This window comes from Streptococcus sp. A23, assembly GCF_043674155.1.
GTDB lineage: Bacteria > Bacillota > Bacilli > Lactobacillales > Streptococcaceae > Streptococcus > Streptococcus suis_V.
The window spans coordinates 1-20,350 of the sequence record NZ_JBIMJP010000003.1 but is presented as its reverse complement, the minus strand read 5'-3'; the positions used below and the strand labels follow the sequence as shown (position 1 = coordinate 20,350).

General features: G+C 43.4%; 20 protein-coding genes, 1 other RNA gene and 1 pseudogene. 4 read left to right on the top strand and 18 right to left on the bottom strand.

Annotated features, from left to right (window positions below):
* Positions 1 to 102 precede the first annotated feature (102 nt).
* Entirely contained in the window at positions 103 to 1,050 is a 948-nt protein-coding gene (locus tag ACHBIE_RS02465; protein WP_172009766.1) for a substrate-binding domain-containing protein, read from the bottom strand.
* A gap of 261 nt (positions 1,051 to 1,311) precedes the next feature.
* Between ACHBIE_RS02465 and ACHBIE_RS02460 the strand changes: the two are divergent.
* Positions 1,312 to 1,509: pseudogene (locus ACHBIE_RS02460) on the top strand (IS5/IS1182 family transposase); the annotation flags it as partial.
* Here the strand turns inward: ACHBIE_RS02460 and gap are convergent.
* From gap to ACHBIE_RS02415, 9 genes are all read right to left on the bottom strand, one after another.
* A complete protein-coding gene (gene gap, locus ACHBIE_RS02455) occupies positions 1,502 to 2,512 on the bottom strand; it encodes a type I glyceraldehyde-3-phosphate dehydrogenase (RefSeq protein WP_024397990.1) in 1,011 nt (336 codons plus the stop codon). The pseudogene ACHBIE_RS02460 and the gene gap overlap by 8 nt on opposite strands.
* Positions 2,513 to 2,801: 289 nt before the next feature.
* Positions 2,802 to 3,128, bottom strand: a complete 327-nt coding sequence (locus ACHBIE_RS02450) for an AzlD domain-containing protein (RefSeq protein WP_105123036.1) — start codon at positions 3,126 to 3,128, stop codon at positions 2,802 to 2,804.
* On the bottom strand, positions 3,118 to 3,816 hold the full coding sequence (locus ACHBIE_RS02445; RefSeq protein WP_394732636.1) for an AzlC family ABC transporter permease: 699 nt from the start codon (positions 3,814 to 3,816) through the stop codon (positions 3,118 to 3,120). The genes ACHBIE_RS02450 and ACHBIE_RS02445 overlap by 11 nt, the downstream gene beginning before the upstream one ends.
* Before the next feature lie 56 nt (positions 3,817 to 3,872).
* Positions 3,873 to 4,880 (bottom strand): tRNA (adenosine(37)-N6)-threonylcarbamoyltransferase complex transferase subunit TsaD, encoded by a 1,008-nt coding sequence (gene tsaD, locus ACHBIE_RS02440; RefSeq protein ID WP_105123038.1) that lies wholly within the window; start codon positions 4,878 to 4,880, stop codon positions 3,873 to 3,875.
* Positions 4,870 to 5,310, bottom strand: coding sequence for a ribosomal protein S18-alanine N-acetyltransferase (gene rimI, locus ACHBIE_RS02435; RefSeq protein ID WP_394732635.1), 441 nt, complete (start codon positions 5,308 to 5,310; stop codon positions 4,870 to 4,872). Before rimI ends, tsaD begins: the two co-directional genes overlap by 11 nt.
* The gene (gene tsaB, locus ACHBIE_RS02430) at positions 5,307 to 5,990 is read right to left on the bottom strand and encodes a tRNA (adenosine(37)-N6)-threonylcarbamoyltransferase complex dimerization subunit type 1 TsaB (RefSeq protein WP_394732634.1); all 684 of its coding nucleotides are present in this window, start codon (positions 5,988 to 5,990) and stop codon (positions 5,307 to 5,309) included. The genes rimI and tsaB overlap by 4 nt, the downstream gene beginning before the upstream one ends.
* Positions 5,991 to 6,296: 306 nt before the next feature.
* Positions 6,297 to 7,400, bottom strand: coding sequence for a S8/S53 family peptidase (locus tag ACHBIE_RS02425; protein WP_073259261.1), 1,104 nt, complete (start codon positions 7,398 to 7,400; stop codon positions 6,297 to 6,299).
* Positions 7,401 to 7,436: 36 nt separating this feature from the next.
* A complete protein-coding gene (locus ACHBIE_RS02420) occupies positions 7,437 to 8,018 on the bottom strand; it encodes a hypothetical protein (RefSeq protein WP_024397995.1) in 582 nt (193 codons plus the stop codon).
* Positions 8,019 to 8,288: 270 nt separating this feature from the next.
* Entirely contained in the window at positions 8,289 to 9,155 is an 867-nt protein-coding gene (locus ACHBIE_RS02415; protein ID WP_394732633.1) for an Rgg/GadR/MutR family transcriptional regulator, read from the bottom strand.
* A gap of 298 nt (positions 9,156 to 9,453) precedes the next feature.
* Between ACHBIE_RS02415 and ACHBIE_RS02410 the strand changes: the two genes are divergently transcribed.
* Positions 9,454 to 9,684, top strand: coding sequence for a DNA-dependent RNA polymerase subunit epsilon (locus tag ACHBIE_RS02410; RefSeq protein WP_044754810.1), 231 nt, complete (start codon positions 9,454 to 9,456; stop codon positions 9,682 to 9,684).
* A 3-nt stretch (positions 9,685 to 9,687) separates the two neighbouring features.
* Positions 9,688 to 11,367 (top strand): ribonuclease J1, encoded by a 1,680-nt coding sequence (gene rnjA, locus ACHBIE_RS02405; protein WP_394732632.1) that lies wholly within the window; start codon positions 9,688 to 9,690, stop codon positions 11,365 to 11,367.
* Between the two features lie 359 nt (positions 11,368 to 11,726).
* On the opposite strand, the gene glnA is transcribed toward rnjA, so the two are convergent.
* The 7 genes from glnA to gla all read right to left on the bottom strand — a co-directional run bounded on the left by glnA (position 11,727) and on the right by gla (position 18,984).
* On the bottom strand, positions 11,727 to 13,073 hold the full coding sequence (gene glnA / locus ACHBIE_RS02400) for a type I glutamate--ammonia ligase (RefSeq protein ID WP_394732631.1): 1,347 nt from the start codon (positions 13,071 to 13,073) through the stop codon (positions 11,727 to 11,729).
* A 27-nt stretch (positions 13,074 to 13,100) separates the two neighbouring features.
* Positions 13,101 to 13,472 carry a MerR family transcriptional regulator gene (locus ACHBIE_RS02395; RefSeq protein WP_394732630.1) on the bottom strand — a complete coding sequence of 124 codons (372 nt, stop codon included), beginning with the start codon at positions 13,470 to 13,472 and terminating at the stop codon, positions 13,101 to 13,103.
* Positions 13,473 to 13,547: 75 nt separating this feature from the next.
* Entirely contained in the window at positions 13,548 to 14,063 is a 516-nt protein-coding gene (locus tag ACHBIE_RS02390) for an aromatic acid exporter family protein (RefSeq protein WP_105122149.1), read from the bottom strand.
* A 236-nt stretch (positions 14,064 to 14,299) separates the two neighbouring features.
* Entirely contained in the window at positions 14,300 to 15,499 is a 1,200-nt protein-coding gene (locus ACHBIE_RS02385) for a phosphoglycerate kinase (protein ID WP_105122150.1), read from the bottom strand.
* 244 nt (positions 15,500 to 15,743) lie between these two features.
* On the bottom strand, positions 15,744 to 16,376 hold the full coding sequence (locus ACHBIE_RS02380) for a CoA pyrophosphatase (RefSeq protein ID WP_105122151.1): 633 nt from the start codon (positions 16,374 to 16,376) through the stop codon (positions 15,744 to 15,746).
* Positions 16,377 to 16,488: 112 nt separating this feature from the next.
* Positions 16,489 to 18,009, bottom strand: a complete 1,521-nt coding sequence (locus ACHBIE_RS02375; protein ID WP_394732629.1) for a helicase HerA-like domain-containing protein — start codon at positions 18,007 to 18,009, stop codon at positions 16,489 to 16,491.
* Between the two features lie 129 nt (positions 18,010 to 18,138).
* Positions 18,139 to 18,984, bottom strand: coding sequence for an aquaglyceroporin Gla (gene gla, locus ACHBIE_RS02370; protein ID WP_105111131.1), 846 nt, complete (start codon positions 18,982 to 18,984; stop codon positions 18,139 to 18,141).
* 157 nt (positions 18,985 to 19,141) lie between these two features.
* Between gla and ACHBIE_RS02365 the strand changes: the two genes are divergently transcribed.
* A complete protein-coding gene (locus ACHBIE_RS02365; protein ID WP_105111132.1) occupies positions 19,142 to 19,948 on the top strand; it encodes a formate/nitrite transporter family protein in 807 nt (268 codons plus the stop codon).
* A 148-nt stretch (positions 19,949 to 20,096) separates the two neighbouring features.
* On the opposite strand, the gene ffs is transcribed toward ACHBIE_RS02365, so the two are convergent.
* An RNA gene (ffs, locus tag ACHBIE_RS02360) (signal recognition particle sRNA small type) lies at positions 20,097 to 20,194 on the bottom strand.
* Between the last annotated feature and the right edge of the window lie 156 nt (positions 20,195 to 20,350).

Here is a 20,350-nt window from a genome sequence, read left to right as displayed (position 1 = left end):
TTCTTAATCAAAAAAGGGATTGTACTCTTTATTTACCCAGTCATCGTACCCATCAACACTGGATTTAACAACCCCTCTATTAGTTATGTAGCATCATTCATTTTATGCTCTAGTACTTTCTCTCACTACCAAGCTAGCTTGGCAAAATCGCTTTTGTTCCTTTAATTCACAGCCCTCCACCAGAGTCATTAACTGCTTAACAGTAATTCTCCCCATTTTTCGGAACGGTTGCCGCATAGTGGTTAATTGAGGACGAGAAACGCGGTCAATAAAGATTCCATCAAATCCAATAATCCCATAATCTTCTGGGACTCTCTTTGATGAAAACAATAACCCCCGCTCAATACCAAGCGCTATGCGATCAGAAGCACATATAAAGCAAGTATTGGGTGATAACAAGTCCAATTGTCTTACAAAGTCTTCTGATACCCTAGACCTGTTTTCTAGACGATAAATTTTAGGGGGATGTCCCAATTCCTCCATTGCCTCTACATACCCAGCTTCCCTAGATTGTGCAAAGGCATCTGGCAAATCTATCCCAACAAATACGACCTGTTCATAGCTTTTCTCAAAGGCAAAACGACTTGCTTGGTAGGTTGCTTCCTTATTGTGTGTATCTACAAACGGAAGTCCCACCATATTTTCGCCAAATAAGACTACGGGTTTCAACAAACTCCGCAACCAGCCATAATCTTCTATACGCGCGCCCGTGACAATGTAGCCGTCACATTGTTCTGTCACTTGATTCCGATCCGTCACAATTTGCATTGTATAGTTTTTTTCGCTCAGTCCGAGTGAAATTCCTGCTATCAACTCAGCATAATAAGGCTCGACAGTCTCCATTTCCTCTAAGATAATGACCTGGACTGTCAGAGTTCGTTGTTGTGCAAGGGCTTTTGCCACAACATTCGGTTGATAATCTAACTCTTTCATTGCTAACAAGACCATCTGTTTTAACTCTTCCGTAACGAGTTCTGGATGATTCAGAACCCTGGAAACTGTCATCTTTGAAACATTGGCCCTTTTCGCCACATCTGCCAACGTCGTCATATATCTCCTCTCTTATTTTCTAGCCAAAATATGCAAACGTTTTCTTGGTGTTATTATATATTATTTACTACTAAAAAGTAAAGCCCTTTCATCACATTATTTTACAAGAATTTTCTGAATGATCCGCGAATCTGTTTTTTTATTATAAAAAGGCCTATTTATTAGACCTTTTAACTGTATTTAAAAAGACGGTGTTGACATAACCCTTGAGAAGATACGTTGAACTTAATCCTAGTCAAGTCTTCTTGTTTTAGATAGAACTCTTTGGCGTGCTTAAATCTCAAAAAACTGGTTAAAATGATGGCAGGAGAGCCTTTTTATTTTGTCCAGATGAGGTGGTTTCAGCATCAAAACAGCCATTTTTCTCTAAAAACAGTAAAAAAGACAAACACCAAAACGATGTTTGTCTGCAATCCGAAGAGGCCGAAGCCTCTTCGATTTTCACTAAGGATTATTTAGCGATTTTTGCGAAGTACTCAAGAGTACGAACAAGTTGTGAAGTGTAAGACATTTCGTTGTCATACCATGAAACAACTTTAACCAATTGTTTGCCGTCAACGTCAAGAACTTTAGTTTGAGTTGCGTCGAACAATGAACCGAATGAGATACCTACGATATCTGAAGAAACGATTTGGTCTTCAGTGTAACCATAAGATTCGTTTGAAGCAGCTTTCATTGCAGCGTTAACTTCTTCAGCAGTTACGTTCTTGTCAAGTACAGCTACCAATTCAGTTACAGATCCTGTTGGAACTGGAACACGTTGTGCAGCACCGTCCAATTTACCGTTCAATTCTGGGATTACCAAGCCGATAGCTTTAGCAGCACCAGTTGAGTTAGGAACGATGTTTGCAGCAGCAGCACGAGCACGACGAAGGTCACCACCACGGTGTGGTCCGTCAAGAACCATTTGGTCACCAGTGTAACCGTGGATTGTAGTCATCAAACCTTCAACGATACCGAAGTTGTCATGAAGAGCTTTAGCCATTGGAGCCAAACAGTTTGTAGTACATGAAGCACCTGAGATAACTGTTTCAGTACCATCAAGGATGTCGTGGTTAGTGTTAAATACAACAGTCTTAACATCGTTACCACCAGGAGCAGTGATAACAACTTTTTTAGCACCGTTAGCGTGGATGTGTTGCTCAGCTTTTTCTTTAGAAGCGAAGAAACCTGTTGCTTCCAAAACGATATCTACACCGTCAGTAGCCCAGTCAATGTTTCCTGGCTCACGCTCAGCAGAAACTTTAACGAATTTACCGTTAACTTCAAAACCACCGTCTTTAACTTCAACAGTACCGTCGAAACGACCTTGAGTTGTGTCATATTTCAACAAGTGTGCAAGCATTGCTGGATCTGTAAGGTCGTTGATACGAGTAACTTCAACACCTTCTACGTTTTGGATACGACGGAAAGCAAGACGACCGATACGTCCGAAACCGTTAATACCAACTTTAACTACCATGAATGATTTCCTCCTTATGAAAATCGAGTTCTTTATTTTAAAAGGCAAGCCTTTTAATCCTTTTTGTGAAAAATATAACTTGTAGATTTGCAAGTTAGTTTTCAACGTTCTTATTATATAACTTATTTTATAAAAATGCAAGAGATTCATGAGCATTAAGAAATTAAACCAACAGACCCATCCTCAATCCAATTATTCCACTGCTTTCAAACGTCACTATCACCAATCGCCGTCTAAGTGGAGGCAAGAAAATCGCTAAGCAAAGGAAGAGAGCCAGCCCTTCCTTTTTCTATATAAATACCAATCTTAGCAGCGCCGTCGTCAGAACACCAACCAGGACCGCAAGCAAGATGTTTTTCGTCTTGAGAACCACCCAAAAAGTTGGAAGTAAAGCTAGGCTTTCTACCGGCAAGAAGCTCGGCAACCGTCCAACCTCCTCGTCCATGATACTAGATAAGGTCAATGCAAAGATAATGGTCAGCGGCAAAAAGCTGAGAAACTTGACCAGTCTATCAGGCAAACCTTTTTTTTGAGTCAAGACAAACGGGAGAACCCGCGGAAACCAAGTCACCGCAGCCGCAGCTAGAATAATCAAAAATATAGTTTTATTGACCATCAACCATCACCCCCACTGTACATCCAACAAGCGTCGCCAACAAGACCGCCAAATAAGACGAGACTAGGCTTGCCAAGCCAACATAAACCACCAAAACCGAAAGCATAATCAAACCAATCTTCTTCATAGGAAGTTGCCGAGCCATAGCCTCCAATTGGCCAGAAAAAATCCCAACAAACATGGCAATCAAAGCAAAATCCAAGCCCAAAGCCTCAGGATTAGCAATCAAACCGCCCAGCACATTTCCCAAAACTGTAAAGATAAACCAAGAGGCATAGCTGGCTAGATTATTGCCATACATCCAGCTGGGCGCAATCTGCTTTTCCTCAACATGCTTTCGCAAAAGCACCGCATAAGATTCATCCGTCAAGAGGGAACCTATCAAAATATTAGAACCCAGGCTATTGCCTTGAAAAATCGTTGTCGTGTGCAAACTCATCAAAAAATGGCGGATATTAACAAAAAACACCGTCACCGCAATGGACAAAAGCGGGGCCCCAGCTAAAATCATAGCACACATGACAAACTGGGCACTCCCCGCGTAAACCAAGAGACTCATCAGCCCCATCTCAACGGCTGTAATCCCTGAATTGACCGAGACCACCCCGCAAGCAAAACCGATGCTAGCATAACCCAAAACCATCGGCAGAGCTGCTTCCATGCCCGACCGAAAATTCATATCCTTCATATCTTCTCCTATCGATAACAAGAGGCTGGGCAAACGTCCAACCTCTCACGAAACTCTTACAAATTTTCAAAAGCCAGACTTGGTTTGGCATTCAAATCCCAACCAGCAAAGTTTTCCTTGTTGTACTCACTAACCGCAGCCAAGGCAATCATACCAGCATTGTCACCGCAGAGGCGAAGCGGGGGAATGATGACCTCCACATCCTTGATTTCAGCCGCCAACCGCTCCCGCAAGCCCTGATTGGCTGCTACACCGCCCGCCACGACCAAGGTCTTGACAGGGTATTGCTCCAAGGCCTTCTTGGTCTTGGCCATGAGGATATCCATAACACAGGCTTGGAAAGAGGCTGACAGGTCCGCATTGGACAAGGTTTCCCCTTTCTGCTGGGCATTGTGGTAGAGGTTGATAAAAGCGGATTTGAGTCCAGAGAAAGAAAATTCCAAATTATCCTCTTTAATCATAGCCCGAGGGAAGTCATAGATGTCTTGCCCCTCATGTGCCAACTCATCGATGACACGACCAGCCGGATAAGGCAAGCCCATAACGCGACCGACCTTGTCATAAGCCTCACCGACCGCATCATCGCGCGTCTCACCGACAATTTTGTAATCGCCCGCCTCAGACACATAGACCAACTCCGTGTGTCCGCCGCTGACCAAGAGCGCCAGCAAGGGAAATTCCAACTCCTTAACCGCACGCGCCGCCATCAAATGCCCCGCCATATGATTAACAGGAATTAAAGGCAAACCATGTGCCCAGGCAAAAGCCTTGGCCGCTGAAATCCCGACCAAGAGTGCCCCGACCAAGCCTGGACCGTAGGTTACCGCCACCGCTGACAAGTCCTCAACCGTTACCTCAGCCGCAAGCAAAGCCTCCTCGATGCAAGCCGTGATAACCTCCACATGGTGGCGGCTAGCCACCTCGGGCACCACACCCCCAAAACGCTGGTGGCTGGCAACCTGACTGGCAATCACATTGGACAAAAGCTCCGCTTCACCTCGTAAAACCGCCACTGACGTCTCATCACAGGACGTCTCGATGGCCAAAATCAATCTATCTTCCATTCCACTCTCTCTTCATCACCACTGCGTCCTCAATCGGACTGTGGTAATAGTTCTTTCGTTTTCCTATTTTGGTAAAATGCTGGCGTCTATAAAGAGCTTGGGCTGGGGCATTGGATTCCCTCACTTCGAGAAAAATGTCCCCCTCCCAGTCCATCACAGCAGCCATCAGTTGACTGGCGATTCCCAACCTCTGAAAATCAGCCTTGACAGCAATCTGCAAGATTTCCATCTCATCCAGCACCGTTTGAACAGCCAAAAATCCGACCAACTCCTGACCCTCATAGGCCAGATAGTAATCTTCATCCTGACTAGCCATACTGGAGGCAATTTGCTCCAAGGTCCATGGAGACTGCTCATAAACCGACTGCATAACTGCCAAAACAGCCTCTGCCAGATTTTCCTGACCGTCGTAGTGTTTAATCTCTATCATACACGCTTGATATAACTTTCTAAGCCAGCTTGGTTGTCCTTGAGCCAGTTTTCCTCTGCCTCTACTCGCTTGAGATAGTTTGGCTCAAAGCTGGTGACATCTACTGCTGGCAAGTCTTGACCAATCACCGCCAGCTGATAGGCAGACGGCAGACTAGTTTGATAATGGGCAGTCGGTAGAGCTTGCTCGATTTGCTCCATAAAGTTTTCTACCTCGCCGACAAAGGTGATATTTTCCTTGCCAGACAGGCTAGAAAGCAAGTCTTCAAAAGACCAGTAGCGGTCTGGCTCGACTGCTCTGCCATTTTCATAAACACCTGCATAGACGCAGTTACGACGGGCATCGATGAGGGGGACCACCAGACCCGTCAGGCTAGGCGGAACCAGGGACTGAAGACTGGATAGCCCCACCAAGTCGATCTTGAGGGTGTAGGCCAGGGTCTTGGCAGTCGCCACCGCCACCCGAAGACCCGTGTAGGAGCCCGGTCCCTGAGCGACCACAATCCGCTCCAAGTCTTTGGGCATCCAGCCCACCTGTGCCACTAAAAAATCGACCACAGGCATGAGGCTGATACTATGATTTTTCTTAACAGCCAGCAGGGTTTCCGCCTGCAAACGACCGTCCTCCACCAAGGCAACTGATAAAGCCTGGTCGGAGCTGTCTAAAGCTAGTATTTTCATAAGTTTCTCTTTCTTTACAATGCTACTCTCTATTGTATGCTAACTTGGGGAATTTTTCAAATATAGAAAACCTCCTATGAGTATAGGAGGCAAAAAAATCTCATCAAAAATGAATACTACCGAAATATCCCAGTGTAACAAACAGCATCAACCAGATTGAAAATACAATTTGAAAGAGGGACGTTACGACGACAAATCCTTTTTGTAGCTTGGAAGTAGCCTTAGCAAAGTACCTTGTCGAAAAATAGACTTGAACTCCAACAATAAGGACAACGAACACAATTGAAATTAATTCCATCTAACACCTCACATTTGAGTCGGCAAAATTAACAAGGCAAGAATAACCAGTAACACGTCCGTTACAACGATGTACCGCATATAAGCACCCCGCACCTCACTCTCTTTTCTCGCGGTGAGTATCCCTAGGATTGTCTGGAAAACAAGAAGACCTATCAGAGATAGAGAGAGCACTGTGTAGCTGTTATTTACCAAAGCTTGATGCGTTTCATAACCAGCCAACAATGGAGACTGCTTGCTCTTCACAGACCGTGCACTAAAAAAGTCATCTAGTTGCTTGGTGATTTCTGCATCGGTTTGTCCGACGGAGAGCAAGTGGGCAATTGTCCCCGAAACAAAGGCCGTGCTAAAAGAGGAACCCTCGCTTCGTACAATCCTGTTTTCCATTGACAGCGTTTCTTGAGAGTACGGTGCGTAGTAAGCAATCTCTTCCTGCGGATTCAATAACGTAAAAAATTCATTGTAGGTACCTACGGAGACAACCCCTTCAATCGTCAAAAGAGGGTTTAGGGCCTCTACCTTTTTCAAATCATAAGCTGGGACAACCATATAGCCACCTTGTTGAAGGTAGGCTTCAACCACATCTTCCAATTCTTTACTTGGATTGGTCACCACCATACTCAGATTCACAACATCAACATGATCTTCAATAGCCTGCTGAACAGCTTTGACAAGGTAGTCATTTTTTATCGTCCCGTCATCATCCGTTACCTTGTAGGAAAACAATCTTGCTTCCGGGCTCAATCCCAGCGTTAGCACATGATTATTCTTAGCACCAATGATACTGGCAATCTTTGTCCCGTGACCAATGGTATCAAAGACAGAGGTTGAAGTGGAAAAAACTTGCATATCCTCAACATAAAACTCATCTACCGCTTCTTCCCTTATACCAGAGTCAATGATAGCAACTCTGACCTCCTGAGTCGGCTTTGCTGTCGGATCAATGTTGGGATAATAACGCGATGTTCCCCAACCTGTATGCTGGTGGTTAAGTGGAAAACCCGAAAATTGACCAAGTGGATTGGAAACCAGCCCCTCTCTAAATACCACCGCACAAACCAAGGCAAGAAGACAACTAACAAGCCCAAACAGTCTTAGTATTTTTTGAATCAACCTGCAACTCCTTCTAATTTTATACAAACACATTTATTAATGTCTATGCCAATATGGACTGTGACCAATCCTAGGAGAACAATTTCTATATAAATCCGCTCTACAGTAACGCAAATTGGGATTCTTAATGATAGATTCATAAACACATTGGCTAACAACTGCCATAGCTATGTTACAATCTGAGGTAATAAAATTTTGGTATCCCCAACCATTATCATCTAAACAGTATGGAAGACCACCGCCTGAAAGAATTGCATCTGAATTTTCTGCGGTCTTATCAATATATACCATTGATAACGGTACCTTCATATCAGAATGATTGTAATCCATAGTGGCTTCAATCATACCTTTAATACTCTCCACCTCATCAGGAGTCGCATTCGGAAAAGCCTCATTTGGTAGATCTAAGATTTCTTCAAAACTATATAGAGGCTCCGTCTGTGCTGCAACCTCTATTTGTTGCTCCACAATCAACTGACCTTCAGCCATTTCACTAATAACAACAGCCTCAGAATGGTCTCCGTGACTAGAGTGGTCTCCATGAGACTCAGCAAACACTAAAGAAGCTGGAAAAACCAATGAAAACAGCATAGTAACTGCTAAGAACTTCTTTTTCATAAAACTACTCCTATCTTTTTTATAGTACATCTACATTGTATCATCTTCAAAACGAAATAAAGTCCACTTACAAATCTGTAAGTCAATTTTTTAAACTTACAAATATGTAAGTCATTTTAACAAATAAAATGTTGTGCTATACTAAAAAGAAAAAGAGGTGCGTTCTATGAAAAAGAATATATCAATTATTGTACTCGCTTTGTTGCTATCAATTCCAATCGTTATTGACCCATTATCCAATCCTGTCCCCATTCTCCTAACTTCTTATTTTTAAGACTCAAATCTTAAAAAATGAACCCGGATAATCGAAGCTGTCTGATCATCTATCAATTCCTGTATAGATTGAATGTAGGTTTCGATTATCTCTTTTTCTTTGTCTGAACGACCATTTTCGATATAGTCCAATAGCAGACGATAATAGCGAGCCATTATCTTTACAAAGGTATCTTTAAAACTAATCATAGACTCCATTTTATCTAAGTAATAGGAAACTTGAGAGTATATTCCTCTATCAAATAATTCCGAAATCGTATTGAGTAACGTAGATTTTATAAGTTCCTGATGTTTCCTAAGTTTATTAAAAGATTTTTCTTCCTTACATAAGTCATGAGCAAAATACAATAACATCCGATTATTCAACAACATTTGCGCATTCAAAAATAAATACAACTCAAAACTCGTCCACTCCTCAATGGCAAAGAGATAATCTGAGAGAAACTCTCTATCCTCATCGTCAAAATCAGATTGACCATCTAAGGCAGCCAGTGCTACCTTGATGACTATTCCATTTAACCTAGCATAGAGATTTCCCTCAGCTTTCAAGAGATCTGACTCCAATAAAGCCTCTAGCTCATCCCTATCCTGTCGGTAATACAAATCTGAAATCAGATTAGCCAGCTCGATATGAGCTGCCTCCTTGTAGCCATGGTATTTGTAGGTAAACTCCTCCATGGTCATGTTGATACCCTCGACTGCTGTGATTAACTTATCCGCTGCCAACATAGATTTTCCAGACTCAAAGCGTGATAGCTGGGCTGCTGTAAAGTCTCCACCGACAACATCCTTTTGTTTGACCAAGCGAGAACGACGGAGTTCCCTGTAAAATTCTCCCAATCCTATTTTTGGTACTGCATCCATAAATTACCTCCTCTCTCGTCAAATGATGCCTCTCACATATATTATACTTTACAGATATATATCCGTCAATTCTGTATATTATTCTACTGTTTTTGTTCTTGTTTCTGAAAATCATGACACTTTTCCATTTTCCTATCTAACCCTTTTACCATCAGCATATTTTATGGTATAATGAAGAGTACATTTAGACTGAATAATTTGACAACTCGAAAAAATTGAATAGGCATTACCAGACAGACCCAACTGTTTGGGGCTTTTTTCATAGTTGCCAGTCAAAAAGAAAGGAACTATACTACACATGATTTATAAAGTATTCTATCAAGAATCAAAAATTAGCCCACGTCGCGAGCAAACACGCGCTCTTTATCTAGACATCGATGCAACATCAGAATTGGAAGGTCGTATTATCGCGCGTGAATTGGTGGAAACCAACCGCCCTGAATACAACATCGAATTTATCGACCTCTTATCAGACAATCATCTTGAGTATGAGAAAGAGCACGCAGATTTCAAAATTACGGAGTTTTAATCCATGTCATCAGTCAATCTAAAACCTCATGAAGTTGGCGTTTTCGCCATCGGTGGTTTGGGAGAAATCGGGAAAAATACCTACGGTATCGAGTATAAGGATGAAATTCTCATCGTCGATGCCGGTATCAAGTTCCCAGAAGATGACCTATTGGGTATCGACTACGTTATCCCAGACTACTCCTACATCGTTGAAAACCTAGACCGTGTTAAAGGTCTGGTCATTACCCACGGGCACGAAGACCATATCGGAGGCATTCCCTTCTTGCTCAAGCAAGCCAATGTCCCAATCTATGCTGGACCTTTAGCCCTCGCCCTTATCCGTGGCAAATTGGAAGAACACGGACTGCTCCGTGATGCGACTTTGCATGAAATCAACCACAAGACTGAGTTGACTTTCAAGCACCTCAAAGTCAGCTTCTTCCGTACCACCCACTCCATTCCAGAACCACTTGGTATCGTCGTTGATACCCCTCAAGGAAAAATCGTCTGTACCGGTGACTTTAAGTTCGACTTCACTCCAGTTGGCGAGCCCGCAGACTTGCACCGCATGGCTGCTCTCGGTGAAGAAGGCGTTCTCTGCCTCCTCTCCGACTCTACCAACGCCGAAGTTCCAACCTTTACCAACTCGGAAAAAGTGGTCGGTCAATCCATCATGAAATTGATTGAAGGCATCCACGGACGCATCATCTTTGCTTCCTTTGCCTCCAACATCTTCCGTCTCCAACAAGCAGCAGATGCCGCAGTCAAGACAGGACGCAAAATCGCTGTCTTTGGACGCTCCATGGAAAAAGCTATCGTCAATGGTATCGAGCTCGGCTACATCAAGGTACCTAAGGATACCTTCATCGAGCCAAACGAGATCAAAGAATTCCCTGCCAGCGAGATTATGATTCTCTGTACAGGTAGCCAGGGTGAGCCTATGGCTGCCCTCTCCCGCATCGCCCACGGTACCCACCGTCAGGTCCAACTCCAGCCAGGCGATACGGTTATCTTCTCATCTTCGCCGATTCCGGGAAATACCACAGGTGTCAACAAGCTCATCAATATCTTGATTGAAGCCGGTGTCGATGTCATTCATGGTAAGATTAACAACATCCATACCTCTGGACACGGTGGCCAGCAAGAGCAAAAACTCATGCTCCGCTTGATCAAGCCAAAATACTTCATGCCTGTCCATGGCGAATACCGCATGCAAAAAATCCATGCCAGCCTAGCTGTAGATACTGGTGTTCCAAAAGACAACATCTTCATCATGGAAAACGGCGATGTCCTAGCGCTGACCAAGGATTCTGCACGCTTAGCAGGGCACTTCAATGCTCAAGACATCTATGTGGACGGAAACCGTATTGGTGAAATCGGAGCAGCTGTCCTCAAAGACCGCCGAGACCTCTCAGAAGACGGCGTGGTCCTTGCAGTCGCAACCGTTGACTTCAAGTCCAAGATGATTCTAGCAGGACCTGACATACTCAGCCGAGGCTTCATCTATATGCGCGAATCTGGTGAACTTATTCGCGAAAGTCAACGCGTCCTTTTCAACGCTATCCGAATTGCCATGCGCAATAAAGATGCCAATATCCAAACGGTCAACGGAGCCATCGTCAACGCCCTACGACCATTCCTATACGAAAAAACAGAACGTGAACCAATCATTATCCCAATGATTCTCACTCCTGATCAATAACATACTAAAATCCCAGAGGTTATACCTGTGGGATTTTTGCTTAATCTAGCTTACCTTTGTTAAATAATACAGTTGCTACAATTGACCAAACAAATCAGGCTAGCTACATCTGGTTGGCTTGACTGATAGGGTTAAATCTCTCTCCACTAGATCATGACTCGACTTCCAATTTCTCAGCTCATGAATAAAGGACCCGTCAGGGTCCAATTCGCCATCTAGTTTTCAAGCTCATGAAAAAATGGTCTTAGTGCCGTTACTCGCTCTCTGATTTTCAAGCTCATGAAAAAATGGTCACTTGAGCCATTACTCGCTTTCTAATTTCTCAGCTCGTGAACAAAGGACCCGTCGGGGTCCTTTGTTTAATACATATCCAAATAGTTATCAATTTCCCACTTAGAAACGTAGGTTGCGTAGCTTGCCCACTCAATTTTCTTAGCTTCAATGAAGTTGGTGTAGATGTGCTCACCTAGGGCTGCACGCACCACTTCGTCCTTGCGGAGAGCCTTGAGGGCATTGTGCAGAGTTGAAGGAAGATCAGTGATGCCTGCTTCACGACGCTCTTCATCAGACATTGCATAGATGTTGGTTTCAACTGGTGCTGGTGCCTCAATCTTATTCTCAACACCCTCTAGTCCTACTTCTAAAAGAACAGCCATAGCTAAGTATGGGTTAGCAGTTGGATCAACGGAGCGCAATTCCAAACGAGTACCCATACCACGAGAAGCTGGAACACGAACCAATGGAGAACGGTTTTTACCAGCCCAAGCGATATAAACAGGAGCTTCAAAACCTGGAACCAAACGCTTGTAGGAGTTTACAGTTGGGTTTGTGATAGCAGTATAGTTGTAAGCATGCTTGATCAAACCACCCAAGAAGTGATAGGCTGTTTCTGACAATTGCATACCACGTGGATCTTCTGGATCAAAGAAAGCATTGTTTCCATCCTTGTCAAAGAGTGACATATTACAGTGCATACCTGAACCAGCGATACCATATTTTGGCTTAGCCATAAAGGTTGCATACATACCATGTTTACGGGCAATTGTTTTAACAACCAACTTGAAGAGCTGAATCTTATCACAAGCACTCAAAACATCATCGTATTTGAAATCAATCTCATGCTGACCAACGGCACACTCATGGTGACTCGCTTCTACTTCAAAGCCCATTTGAGTAAGGACATTCACAATTTCACGACGTGTATTATCTGCTAAATCTGTTGGAGCAAGGTCAAAATAACCCCCCTTATCGTTCACTTCAAGAGTTGGATTTCCTTGCTCATCCATCTTGAAGAGGAAGAATTCTGGCTCTGGACCCAAATTGAATGAAGAAAATCCAAGTTCTTCCATGTGGCGAAGGGCTTTTTTCAAGTTACCACGAGGATCACCTGCAAATGGCTCACCTGAAGTTGAATAAACATCACAGATCAAACCTGCTACTGAACCATTTTCGTCACCCCAGGGGAAGATTGTCCAAGTATTCAAGTCTGGGTAAAGATACATATCTGATTCATTAATACGTACAAATCCTTCGATTGATGAACCATCAAACATGACCTTGTTTGATAATACCTTTTCAACCTGCTCATCAGTTGCTGGAATCTCTACGTTTTTCATTACTCCCATAATATCTGTGAACATCAGACGCAGGAAGGTAACGTTTTTCTCTTTAATATCGCGTTTGATATCTGCCACTGTGAATGCCATTAGTTTTCTCCTCTATTTAAAAAGTAATTACGATGAACGGAAAATGGAACTAGGACTTGAAAAGCGCCCTTGCCGACTGAATTCATCATGTAAGATACGACGGACATCTTCGTCCGTCAAGGTTTTCTGTTGTTTTTGAACCTTAGCTTTCGCTTCACGATTTGCATATTCCTTCTTAATCGCAGCTATATTCAAACCTTCAGCTAGAAAATCCTTGATTTCAAGAAGTAAGTCCATATCATTTAGAGAATACAAGCGACGATTCCCTTCATTTCGATCTGGCTTAATCAAACCCTGATCTTCATAATACCGAATCTGACGGGCTGTTAAGTCAGTCAACTTCATGACACTGCCAATCGGAAAAATGGCTAAGGAACGACGGAACTCTTTTTCTCTCATAATGAACTCCTTTCTGCTCACTATTATAGGGGAAATTCTTGTATCGGTCAATAGGTAATGTTAGATTTTATAACATCATTGTTTTTGAAATCGTTTTTTCAGGAGATTCAAATCATAGTTTACAAGTATTGCAATAAAAACGCCTATAAAAGTTTCAAAAACACGAATAAAAACATACTGAATGGTATCACCTGACGGGATTGACAAAGAAATGATCAGCAAGGCTGATACTGCGCCAATAATCCCAGCCTTGTTATTCATAGCCACATTGGTCATAATAGTCAGCATGACAAATATCGGGACAAAAACAGCCGTCACCCAGAACTGATCAGAAAACAACCTATCTAGCAAAAAGAATATCATGGCATAAAAACCGCCAATAGTATTTCCTAACACGCGAGAAGTCCCGAAATGCACACTTCGGTCAAAGTCTTCACGCAAGCTAAAGACCGTTGTCAAGGCAGCAATCTGAATACCCTGCCAGCCCATATAACCAAAAAGCACTATAACTAAAAAAACAGCTAAACCGGATTTAAAGGTCCGCATTCCCAATCTAAACTTTTTCGGATCAAATGCATATTTTTTAAACATAACTCTATTCTAACATGATTTTAAGTAAAATGAACCCATTATCCCAAGAAATGCAGAAAAGAGCTGGTTGCCCAACTCTTTACGTCGCATTTATTATTTTTCTGTCAAAGCTGCAAGTCCTGGCAATACTTTTCACCTTGCTAGACTTTCTAACTCGCTTAGCTTCGTAGAAACTCTACGCGATGCACAAAATGCAACGGATTTCCGTTGCATTTTAGCCTTCAAGTTTATTGAAATTATTTTTCAGTAAGAGCAGCAAGACCTGGAAGCACTTTACCTTCGAGGAGTTCCATTGATGCACCACCACCAGTTGAGATCCATGAGAACTTGTCTGCACGGCCAAGGTTGATAGCTGCTGCTGCTGAGTCACCACCACCGATGATTGATTTCACGCCTGGTTGTTTCACGATAGCGTCCATTACACCGATTGTACCAGCTTGGAAGTCTGGGTTTTCAAATACACCCATAGGTCCGTTCCAAACAACTGTTTTCGCACCAGTCAAGGCTTCGTCAAACTTAGCGATAGATTTTGGACCGATATCAAGACCAAGGAAACCTGGGTCTACTGCTTCACCTTCAGTATCTTTCACTTCAGTGTAGTCAGCAAATGCATTTGCTTCTTTTGAGTCAACTGGCAAGATCAATTTACCGTTAGCTTTTTCAAGAAGTGCTTTTGCCACATCAAGCTTATCTTCTTCTACAAGTGAGTTACCGATTTCGATACCTTGAGCTTTGTAGAATGTGTAAGTCATACCACCACCGATAAGAACTTTGTCAGCTTTTTCAAGAAGATTCTCGATAACACCGATCTTATCAGATACTTTTGAACCACCAAGGATTGCCACGAATGGGCGCTCTGGAGTTTCAACAGCTTCTTGGATGTAAGCAATTTCGTTTTCCAAAAGGAAACCAGCTACTGCTTTTTCTACGTTTGCTGAGATACCAACGTTTGATGCGTGTGCACGGTGAGCTGTACCAAAGGCATCGTTAACGAAGATACCATCACCAAGTGATGCCCAGTATTTACCAAGTTCTTCGTCGTTTTTAGATTCTTTCTTACCATCAACATCTTCGAAACGAGTGTTTTCAACAAGGAGAACTTGTCCATCTTCCAATGCGTTGATTGCTGCTTCCAATTCAGCACCACGAGTAGCACCAGCGATGAAAGCAACGTCTTGACCCAATTTAGCTGCCAAGTCAGCTGCTACAGGAGCCAATGATTTACCTTCTTTGTCAGCTTCTTCTTTCACACGACCAAGGTGAGAGAAAAGAATTGCACGTCCACCTTGCTCAAGAATATACTTGATTGTTGGAAGAGCTGCTGTAATACGGTTGTCGTTAGTGATAACGCCATCTTTCAAAGGAACGTTAAAGTCCACACGGACAAGGACTTTTTTGCCCTTCAATTCAACGTCTTTAACAGTCAATTTAGCCATTTGTTAGACTCCTTAAAAAATTTTTACCTTTCAATTGTACCATATTTTTAACATTTTTCCCATTCAAAGAAAAATTTTTCACAAGATAATGATCAATCTAAGACCAAGTACGAACAATCAGCTGCAGCAACCAAAAGAAACTGGCACAAAGTCCAGTTTCCATTAGCATTTTTTGGTAACATTTTCCAGATAGCCTAGAGAATCCAGAGCAACAGAGCTATACTTCACTCTGCTCTAGTCAACTTTACCTTGACTCTCCCATTTCTAAATCAATCTGGCTTGTCCTGATGATTTCTGTAAAGCAATGGGTAAATTGAGCCGTGATTCCCCAAACTGTTTCTGGCAGGTTATCATAAAAGGGGATAGACCGTTTGTGGTGCTTGAAAGGGTAGTCCCGACCACCACGAATTCGCTCGAATGGAAAATCTTGCTCCGGATCCAGACGAAGATAGAGGGGATAGTAGATTGGGTCCTGCTCAAGGAGTGTTGCCAGAGGCACGGTGAACAAGCGGGCCACCTCTTCATTGGGTACAATCTCTTTCCAGTCTATGTTTAAGCGACCGACAAAACAGCGGATAGTTGATTTGCCAAAGACCAGATAGTCAATTTCCCCTAAGATTTCTATAGATTCCTCTGCAAGATTCAGTTCTTCTACTACCTCACGGACCACCGCCGTCTCAGCCGATTCCCCCTCTTCGATACCTCCTCCAGGAAAAGAGACCTCCCCAGGTTGAGAAATAGACTCCGATCGGACTTCATACAAAACCTGCCACTGATCATCTGACCAGACTAGAGGCAGAAAAACCGCAAAAGACCTTTTCTCACCTAGAGGCTGAGGCTTGTAGTTGTCGAGAATTTCCTGAATCTGACGAGGCATAGAACCAACTCCTTGCTAACTAGTGATAAAATTATTTTAATCTATTTCCAGCCAAATAGCAAGTGAAATAGCAAAGAAAAACTGAGACGGTGTGTTCTCAGTTTTAGCAGACCTACTTCCCTTTCAGCATGCCCATAATACCTCTGGTCACCACGCGCCCGACTTCCCGGCCGACTTGGCTCATGAGATTTTTGGTAAAGCGGTCCATCATCGAATCGGAACGCTTGGCAGCTGGTTTGCTGGCCTTGGCCTCTGCTTTTGCTCTTTCCTTGGCAGCCTTTTCTTCCAATTTTGCTGTTTCTTTGGCGGCTTTTTCCGCCTCCGCCTGCTCTGCTTGCTTGATCAACTGCGCCTCTTTTTCTTGGGTCAGCGCTAGAATTTGCTCATGGGCAGATTCTCGGTCAACCGCGTCCGCATATTTGTCCATCAGAGAAGAATTATTGATGGCAGACAAGACCAGAGTCGCATCAGCTGTTCCCAACTGACTCTTCGGCGGATAAATCATCACCCGGTCTGCAAAGCTTGGTGTTCCATCTGCCTGCAAGGTCGAGACAACTGCCTCTCCGACCTGCAATTCTTGAATGACCTTGGCTAAGTCCTCAGCTCCTTCTTGACGGAAGGTATCCGCCACTGTCGCCACCGTTTTCAGTTCCTTAGGTGTGAAAGCACGGAGCCCATGCTGGATACGGTTGCCCAGCTGGCTAGCGATGCTATCAGGAATATCGGTCGGATTTTGCGTAACGAAAAAGACACCAACACCTTTTGAACGAATCAGGCGAACAATCAACTCAATCTTCTCCAGCAAGACCTTCGGTGCATCCTTGAAGAGCACATGGGCCTCGTCAAAGAAGAAGACCATCTTGGGCTTATCTAGGTCGCCTACTTCCGGTAAAATTTCGTAGAGTTCCGACAAAAGACTGAGCAGAACGGTCGAATAAAGCGTCGGCTGATTGAAAAGTTCTGTCGCCTGCAAGACATTGATAACCCCTTGTCCATCAGCAGTTGTCCGCATCAAATCCGCAATCTCCAAGCTGGGCTCACCGAAGAACAGTTTCCCGCTCTGCTGTTCCAAGACCACCAAACTCCGCAAGATGGCACCGACCGAACGAGCTGGAATATTGCCGTAATATTGACTAAGCTCTTGAGCATTTTCAGCCACAAAATTGAGCATGGCCCGCAAGTCCATAAGGTCCAGCAACAGCAGACCACGTTCATCCGCCACACTAAAGACGATATTGAGAATGGATTCCTGCGTATCATTGAGCCCCAGCAAACGGGTCAAAAGCACCGGCCCCATCTCAGAAATAGTCATCCGTACTGGAATCCCATTTTCACCGAAAACATCCCACAGCTCAACGGGATAACTCCTCGGCGAATAATCTGCATACTGAGTCTGCTTCAAACGACTTGGGTCAATTTCCTTGGTATTGGCCTGGACCAAACTATTGAGGTCACCCTTGATGTCCGATAGAAAGACAGGAATGCCCGCCTCACTCAGTTGCTCCGCCAAAACCTTGAGCGTCACCGTCTTACCTGTCCCCGTCGCCCCGGCAATCACACCGTGCCGATTGAGGCGCTTGAGCTGGATTTCCGCCCGTGCACGCCCGTACCCAAATGCAATAACTTCTGACATAATCTGCCCTCTTTTCCGATTGTTCTGTCTATATTCTAGCATAGTTTTTAGGAAAATAGCAGAGCAGACAGCTTGCAAGTTCACCGTAACAAGAAAAAAAGAAAAGCCTGACGAGCAGACTTTTTCATATTACAAATACAAATATTTAAACAGGGCAACTGCAGCGATTGACGCAAGGATTGGAGCAACAACGCCGACCCATGCATACCACCATTTTGAATCAGCCTTGGCTTGACCAAGAATTGATTTTGGCAAGAAATGGTGAACGATACGAGGACCAAGGTCACGCGCTGGGTTGAGACCAGGACCAGTTGGACCACCGACCGCTGCAACAAGTGCCATAACAAGGAAACCGATACCGACATGGGCTACTGCAATGGAACCGGCAGTATATGGCGCAACCATTGTTTCAGCAGCAGTCTTATCATAGCCTTGCTCAATCAACTTACCAACCAACTCTGCACCGAAGAAGTTCTTTGTCAAAGCAAGCGCACCGAAGAACAAGACGAATGACCCAACAAACTCATTCAAGAAACCATTGATGGTTGCTGCTTTACGGCTTTCCGCTTTGCCATTGTCCAAAGCATTGATAGTAGAGAAAGAACCCAAGACATGGTTTGAATTCTCTGTTTTCAAGAAATATGGTTTGTAAACGGTGACAACGACTAATTGACCAAACATTGCACCCAATACCTGAGCGATAATGTATTGAGCCACATGTGCCCAAGGGAATAGACCTGAAACAGCCAAACCAAGTGTGAAGGCTGGGTTGATATGGTTACCAGAAACATTACCAAACATAAGGGCTGGCATCATAACAGCCAATCCGTAGCCGATAGCGATCAAAATCCAACCTGAGTTGTTCCCTTTGGTACCTTTGAGGTCGACGTTAGCAACTGTACCATTACCGATAATAATAAGCAAGGCAGTCGCCAGAAATTCAGTGATATATTTCACTGTCCATGTTGCATCCATAAATTTCAATTCTCCTTCCGATTTATAAATATTATTGATATTCTTCATTTTATCAAGTATAATATACAAAGTAAAGCATTAACTGGAAAGTGAAACGTTTACTTTCTGAAAACATATGATTACTTACACTATTTTTCAAGCGCCAAAGGAGATTTATATGGCTTCCCAAAATGACACGCTCATTTACAATATTGATAAAAGTATCAAGAAAAAAGCAGACTTGATTGAAAACAACTTCTTCGCCTATGCAATTCGCTCAGCTATGGCCAGTGTTTACCTAGCAATTGGTTTGGCTATCTCAGTTTATACAGCTGATAAGCTCAATCATATTGTAGATGGCCTCGGTAAATTCAGCTACGGACTCATGTTCGGCTGGTGCTTGGTCATGATTCTTTATATGAACGCTGAACTAGGCACTTCTAATATGATGTACATGACCTCTGCTATCCACCGTAAAGTGATCCCTACCAAAACAGCCCTCAAGATTCTAGCTACTTGTATCTTTTTCAACTTTGTTGGGGCAGTCATTGTAGCCTATATGCTCTCCTTCACAACTCCTTACCAGGTTGGACATTTGGAACATGATAGTTACCTGATTGAAGCTGTTGTCGCAAAACTGGCAAAAACACCTCTGACACAGTTTGTCGAGGGTATCTTTGCCAACATCGTAGTAAACATCGCTGTCTTTATCTCTATGCGCATGAAAGACGATGCGGGCCGTGTTATTTCCCTCATCTTTATCATCTTTATCTTTGCCTTCCTAGGCTTTGAGCACGTTATTGCCAACTTCTCTACCTTCTCCTTGGCCCTTTTCTCAAATGGTGGTCCAGTCGAGGGCATGACTATCCTCAGTGTCCTAAGGAATTTCCTCTTCTCAGGACTTGGAAACTACGTCGGCGGTGGTCTCCTTATCGGTCTCCTTTACAGCTGGCTCAGCGATAAATCAAAACTCTATGTCGACTAATCTAGAGAATGCGGTTTGGAAATCCAGCCGTATTTTTTGTACTCACCAATAGCCCGAGAGACCGAATATGATGCGAATAATCTAATTGCCCCTGTTTCTAGAAATATGACAATAAAACCCTCTGAAAGCTTGATTTCAAAGGGTTTTTAGAATACATACAAAAAGAGCACAGACTCGACATCGCTTAGGGCTGCTGGATTCCTCCCCTGACCCGCTTCACGCACGAACCTTGCTCCATTTATTATTATATCACAAATTCACTAAAATTCAATATTTTTCTCAACTTCAAGCTTCCTGAAAATTGTAGCGTTACAATAGATGTGAGACTTCTAGAAGTCAAAAAGAAGATTCCCTGATATGATAAGAGTACCACCTACTCATCAAAAAGGAAATCTTCTCATG

What these genes read in the sequence shown, in the direction of transcription:
- ACHBIE_RS02465 (WP_172009766.1), bottom strand. Translation starts at nt 1,050, where the DNA reads ATGACGACGTTGGCAGATGTGGCGAAAAGGGCCAATGTTTCAAAGATG.
- gap (WP_024397990.1), bottom strand. Translation starts at nt 2,512, where the DNA reads ATGGTAGTTAAAGTTGGTATTAACGGTTTCGGACGTATCGGTCGTCTT.
- ACHBIE_RS02450 (WP_105123036.1), bottom strand. Translation starts at nt 3,128, where the DNA reads ATGGTCAATAAAACTATATTTTTGATTATTCTAGCTGCGGCTGCGGTG.
- ACHBIE_RS02445 (WP_394732636.1), bottom strand. Translation starts at nt 3,816, where the DNA reads ATGAAGGATATGAATTTTCGGTCGGGCATGGAAGCAGCTCTGCCGATG.
- tsaD (WP_105123038.1), bottom strand. Translation starts at nt 4,880, where the DNA reads ATGGAAGATAGATTGATTTTGGCCATCGAGACGTCCTGTGATGAGACG.
- rimI (WP_394732635.1), bottom strand. Translation starts at nt 5,310, where the DNA reads ATGATAGAGATTAAACACTACGACGGTCAGGAAAATCTGGCAGAGGCT.
- tsaB (WP_394732634.1), bottom strand. Translation starts at nt 5,990, where the DNA reads ATGAAAATACTAGCTTTAGACAGCTCCGACCAGGCTTTATCAGTTGCC.
- ACHBIE_RS02420 (WP_024397995.1), bottom strand. Translation starts at nt 8,018, where the DNA reads ATGAAAAAGAAGTTCTTAGCAGTTACTATGCTGTTTTCATTGGTTTTT.
- ACHBIE_RS02415 (WP_394732633.1), bottom strand. Translation starts at nt 9,155, where the DNA reads ATGGATGCAGTACCAAAAATAGGATTGGGAGAATTTTACAGGGAACTC.
- ACHBIE_RS02410 (WP_044754810.1), top strand. Translation starts at nt 9,454, where the DNA reads ATGATTTATAAAGTATTCTATCAAGAATCAAAAATTAGCCCACGTCGC.
- rnjA (WP_394732632.1), top strand. Translation starts at nt 9,688, where the DNA reads ATGTCATCAGTCAATCTAAAACCTCATGAAGTTGGCGTTTTCGCCATC.
- glnA (WP_394732631.1), bottom strand. Translation starts at nt 13,073, where the DNA reads ATGGCATTCACAGTGGCAGATATCAAACGCGATATTAAAGAGAAAAAC.
- ACHBIE_RS02395 (WP_394732630.1), bottom strand. Translation starts at nt 13,472, where the DNA reads ATGAGAGAAAAAGAGTTCCGTCGTTCCTTAGCCATTTTTCCGATTGGC.
- ACHBIE_RS02390 (WP_105122149.1), bottom strand. Translation starts at nt 14,063, where the DNA reads ATGTTTAAAAAATATGCATTTGATCCGAAAAAGTTTAGATTGGGAATG.
- ACHBIE_RS02385 (WP_105122150.1), bottom strand. Translation starts at nt 15,499, where the DNA reads ATGGCTAAATTGACTGTTAAAGACGTTGAATTGAAGGGCAAAAAAGTC.
- ACHBIE_RS02380 (WP_105122151.1), bottom strand. Translation starts at nt 16,376, where the DNA reads ATGCCTCGTCAGATTCAGGAAATTCTCGACAACTACAAGCCTCAGCCT.
- ACHBIE_RS02375 (WP_394732629.1), bottom strand. Translation starts at nt 18,009, where the DNA reads ATGTCAGAAGTTATTGCATTTGGGTACGGGCGTGCACGGGCGGAAATC.
- gla (WP_105111131.1), bottom strand. Translation starts at nt 18,984, where the DNA reads ATGGATGCAACATGGACAGTGAAATATATCACTGAATTTCTGGCGACT.
- ACHBIE_RS02365 (WP_105111132.1), top strand. Translation starts at nt 19,142, where the DNA reads ATGGCTTCCCAAAATGACACGCTCATTTACAATATTGATAAAAGTATC.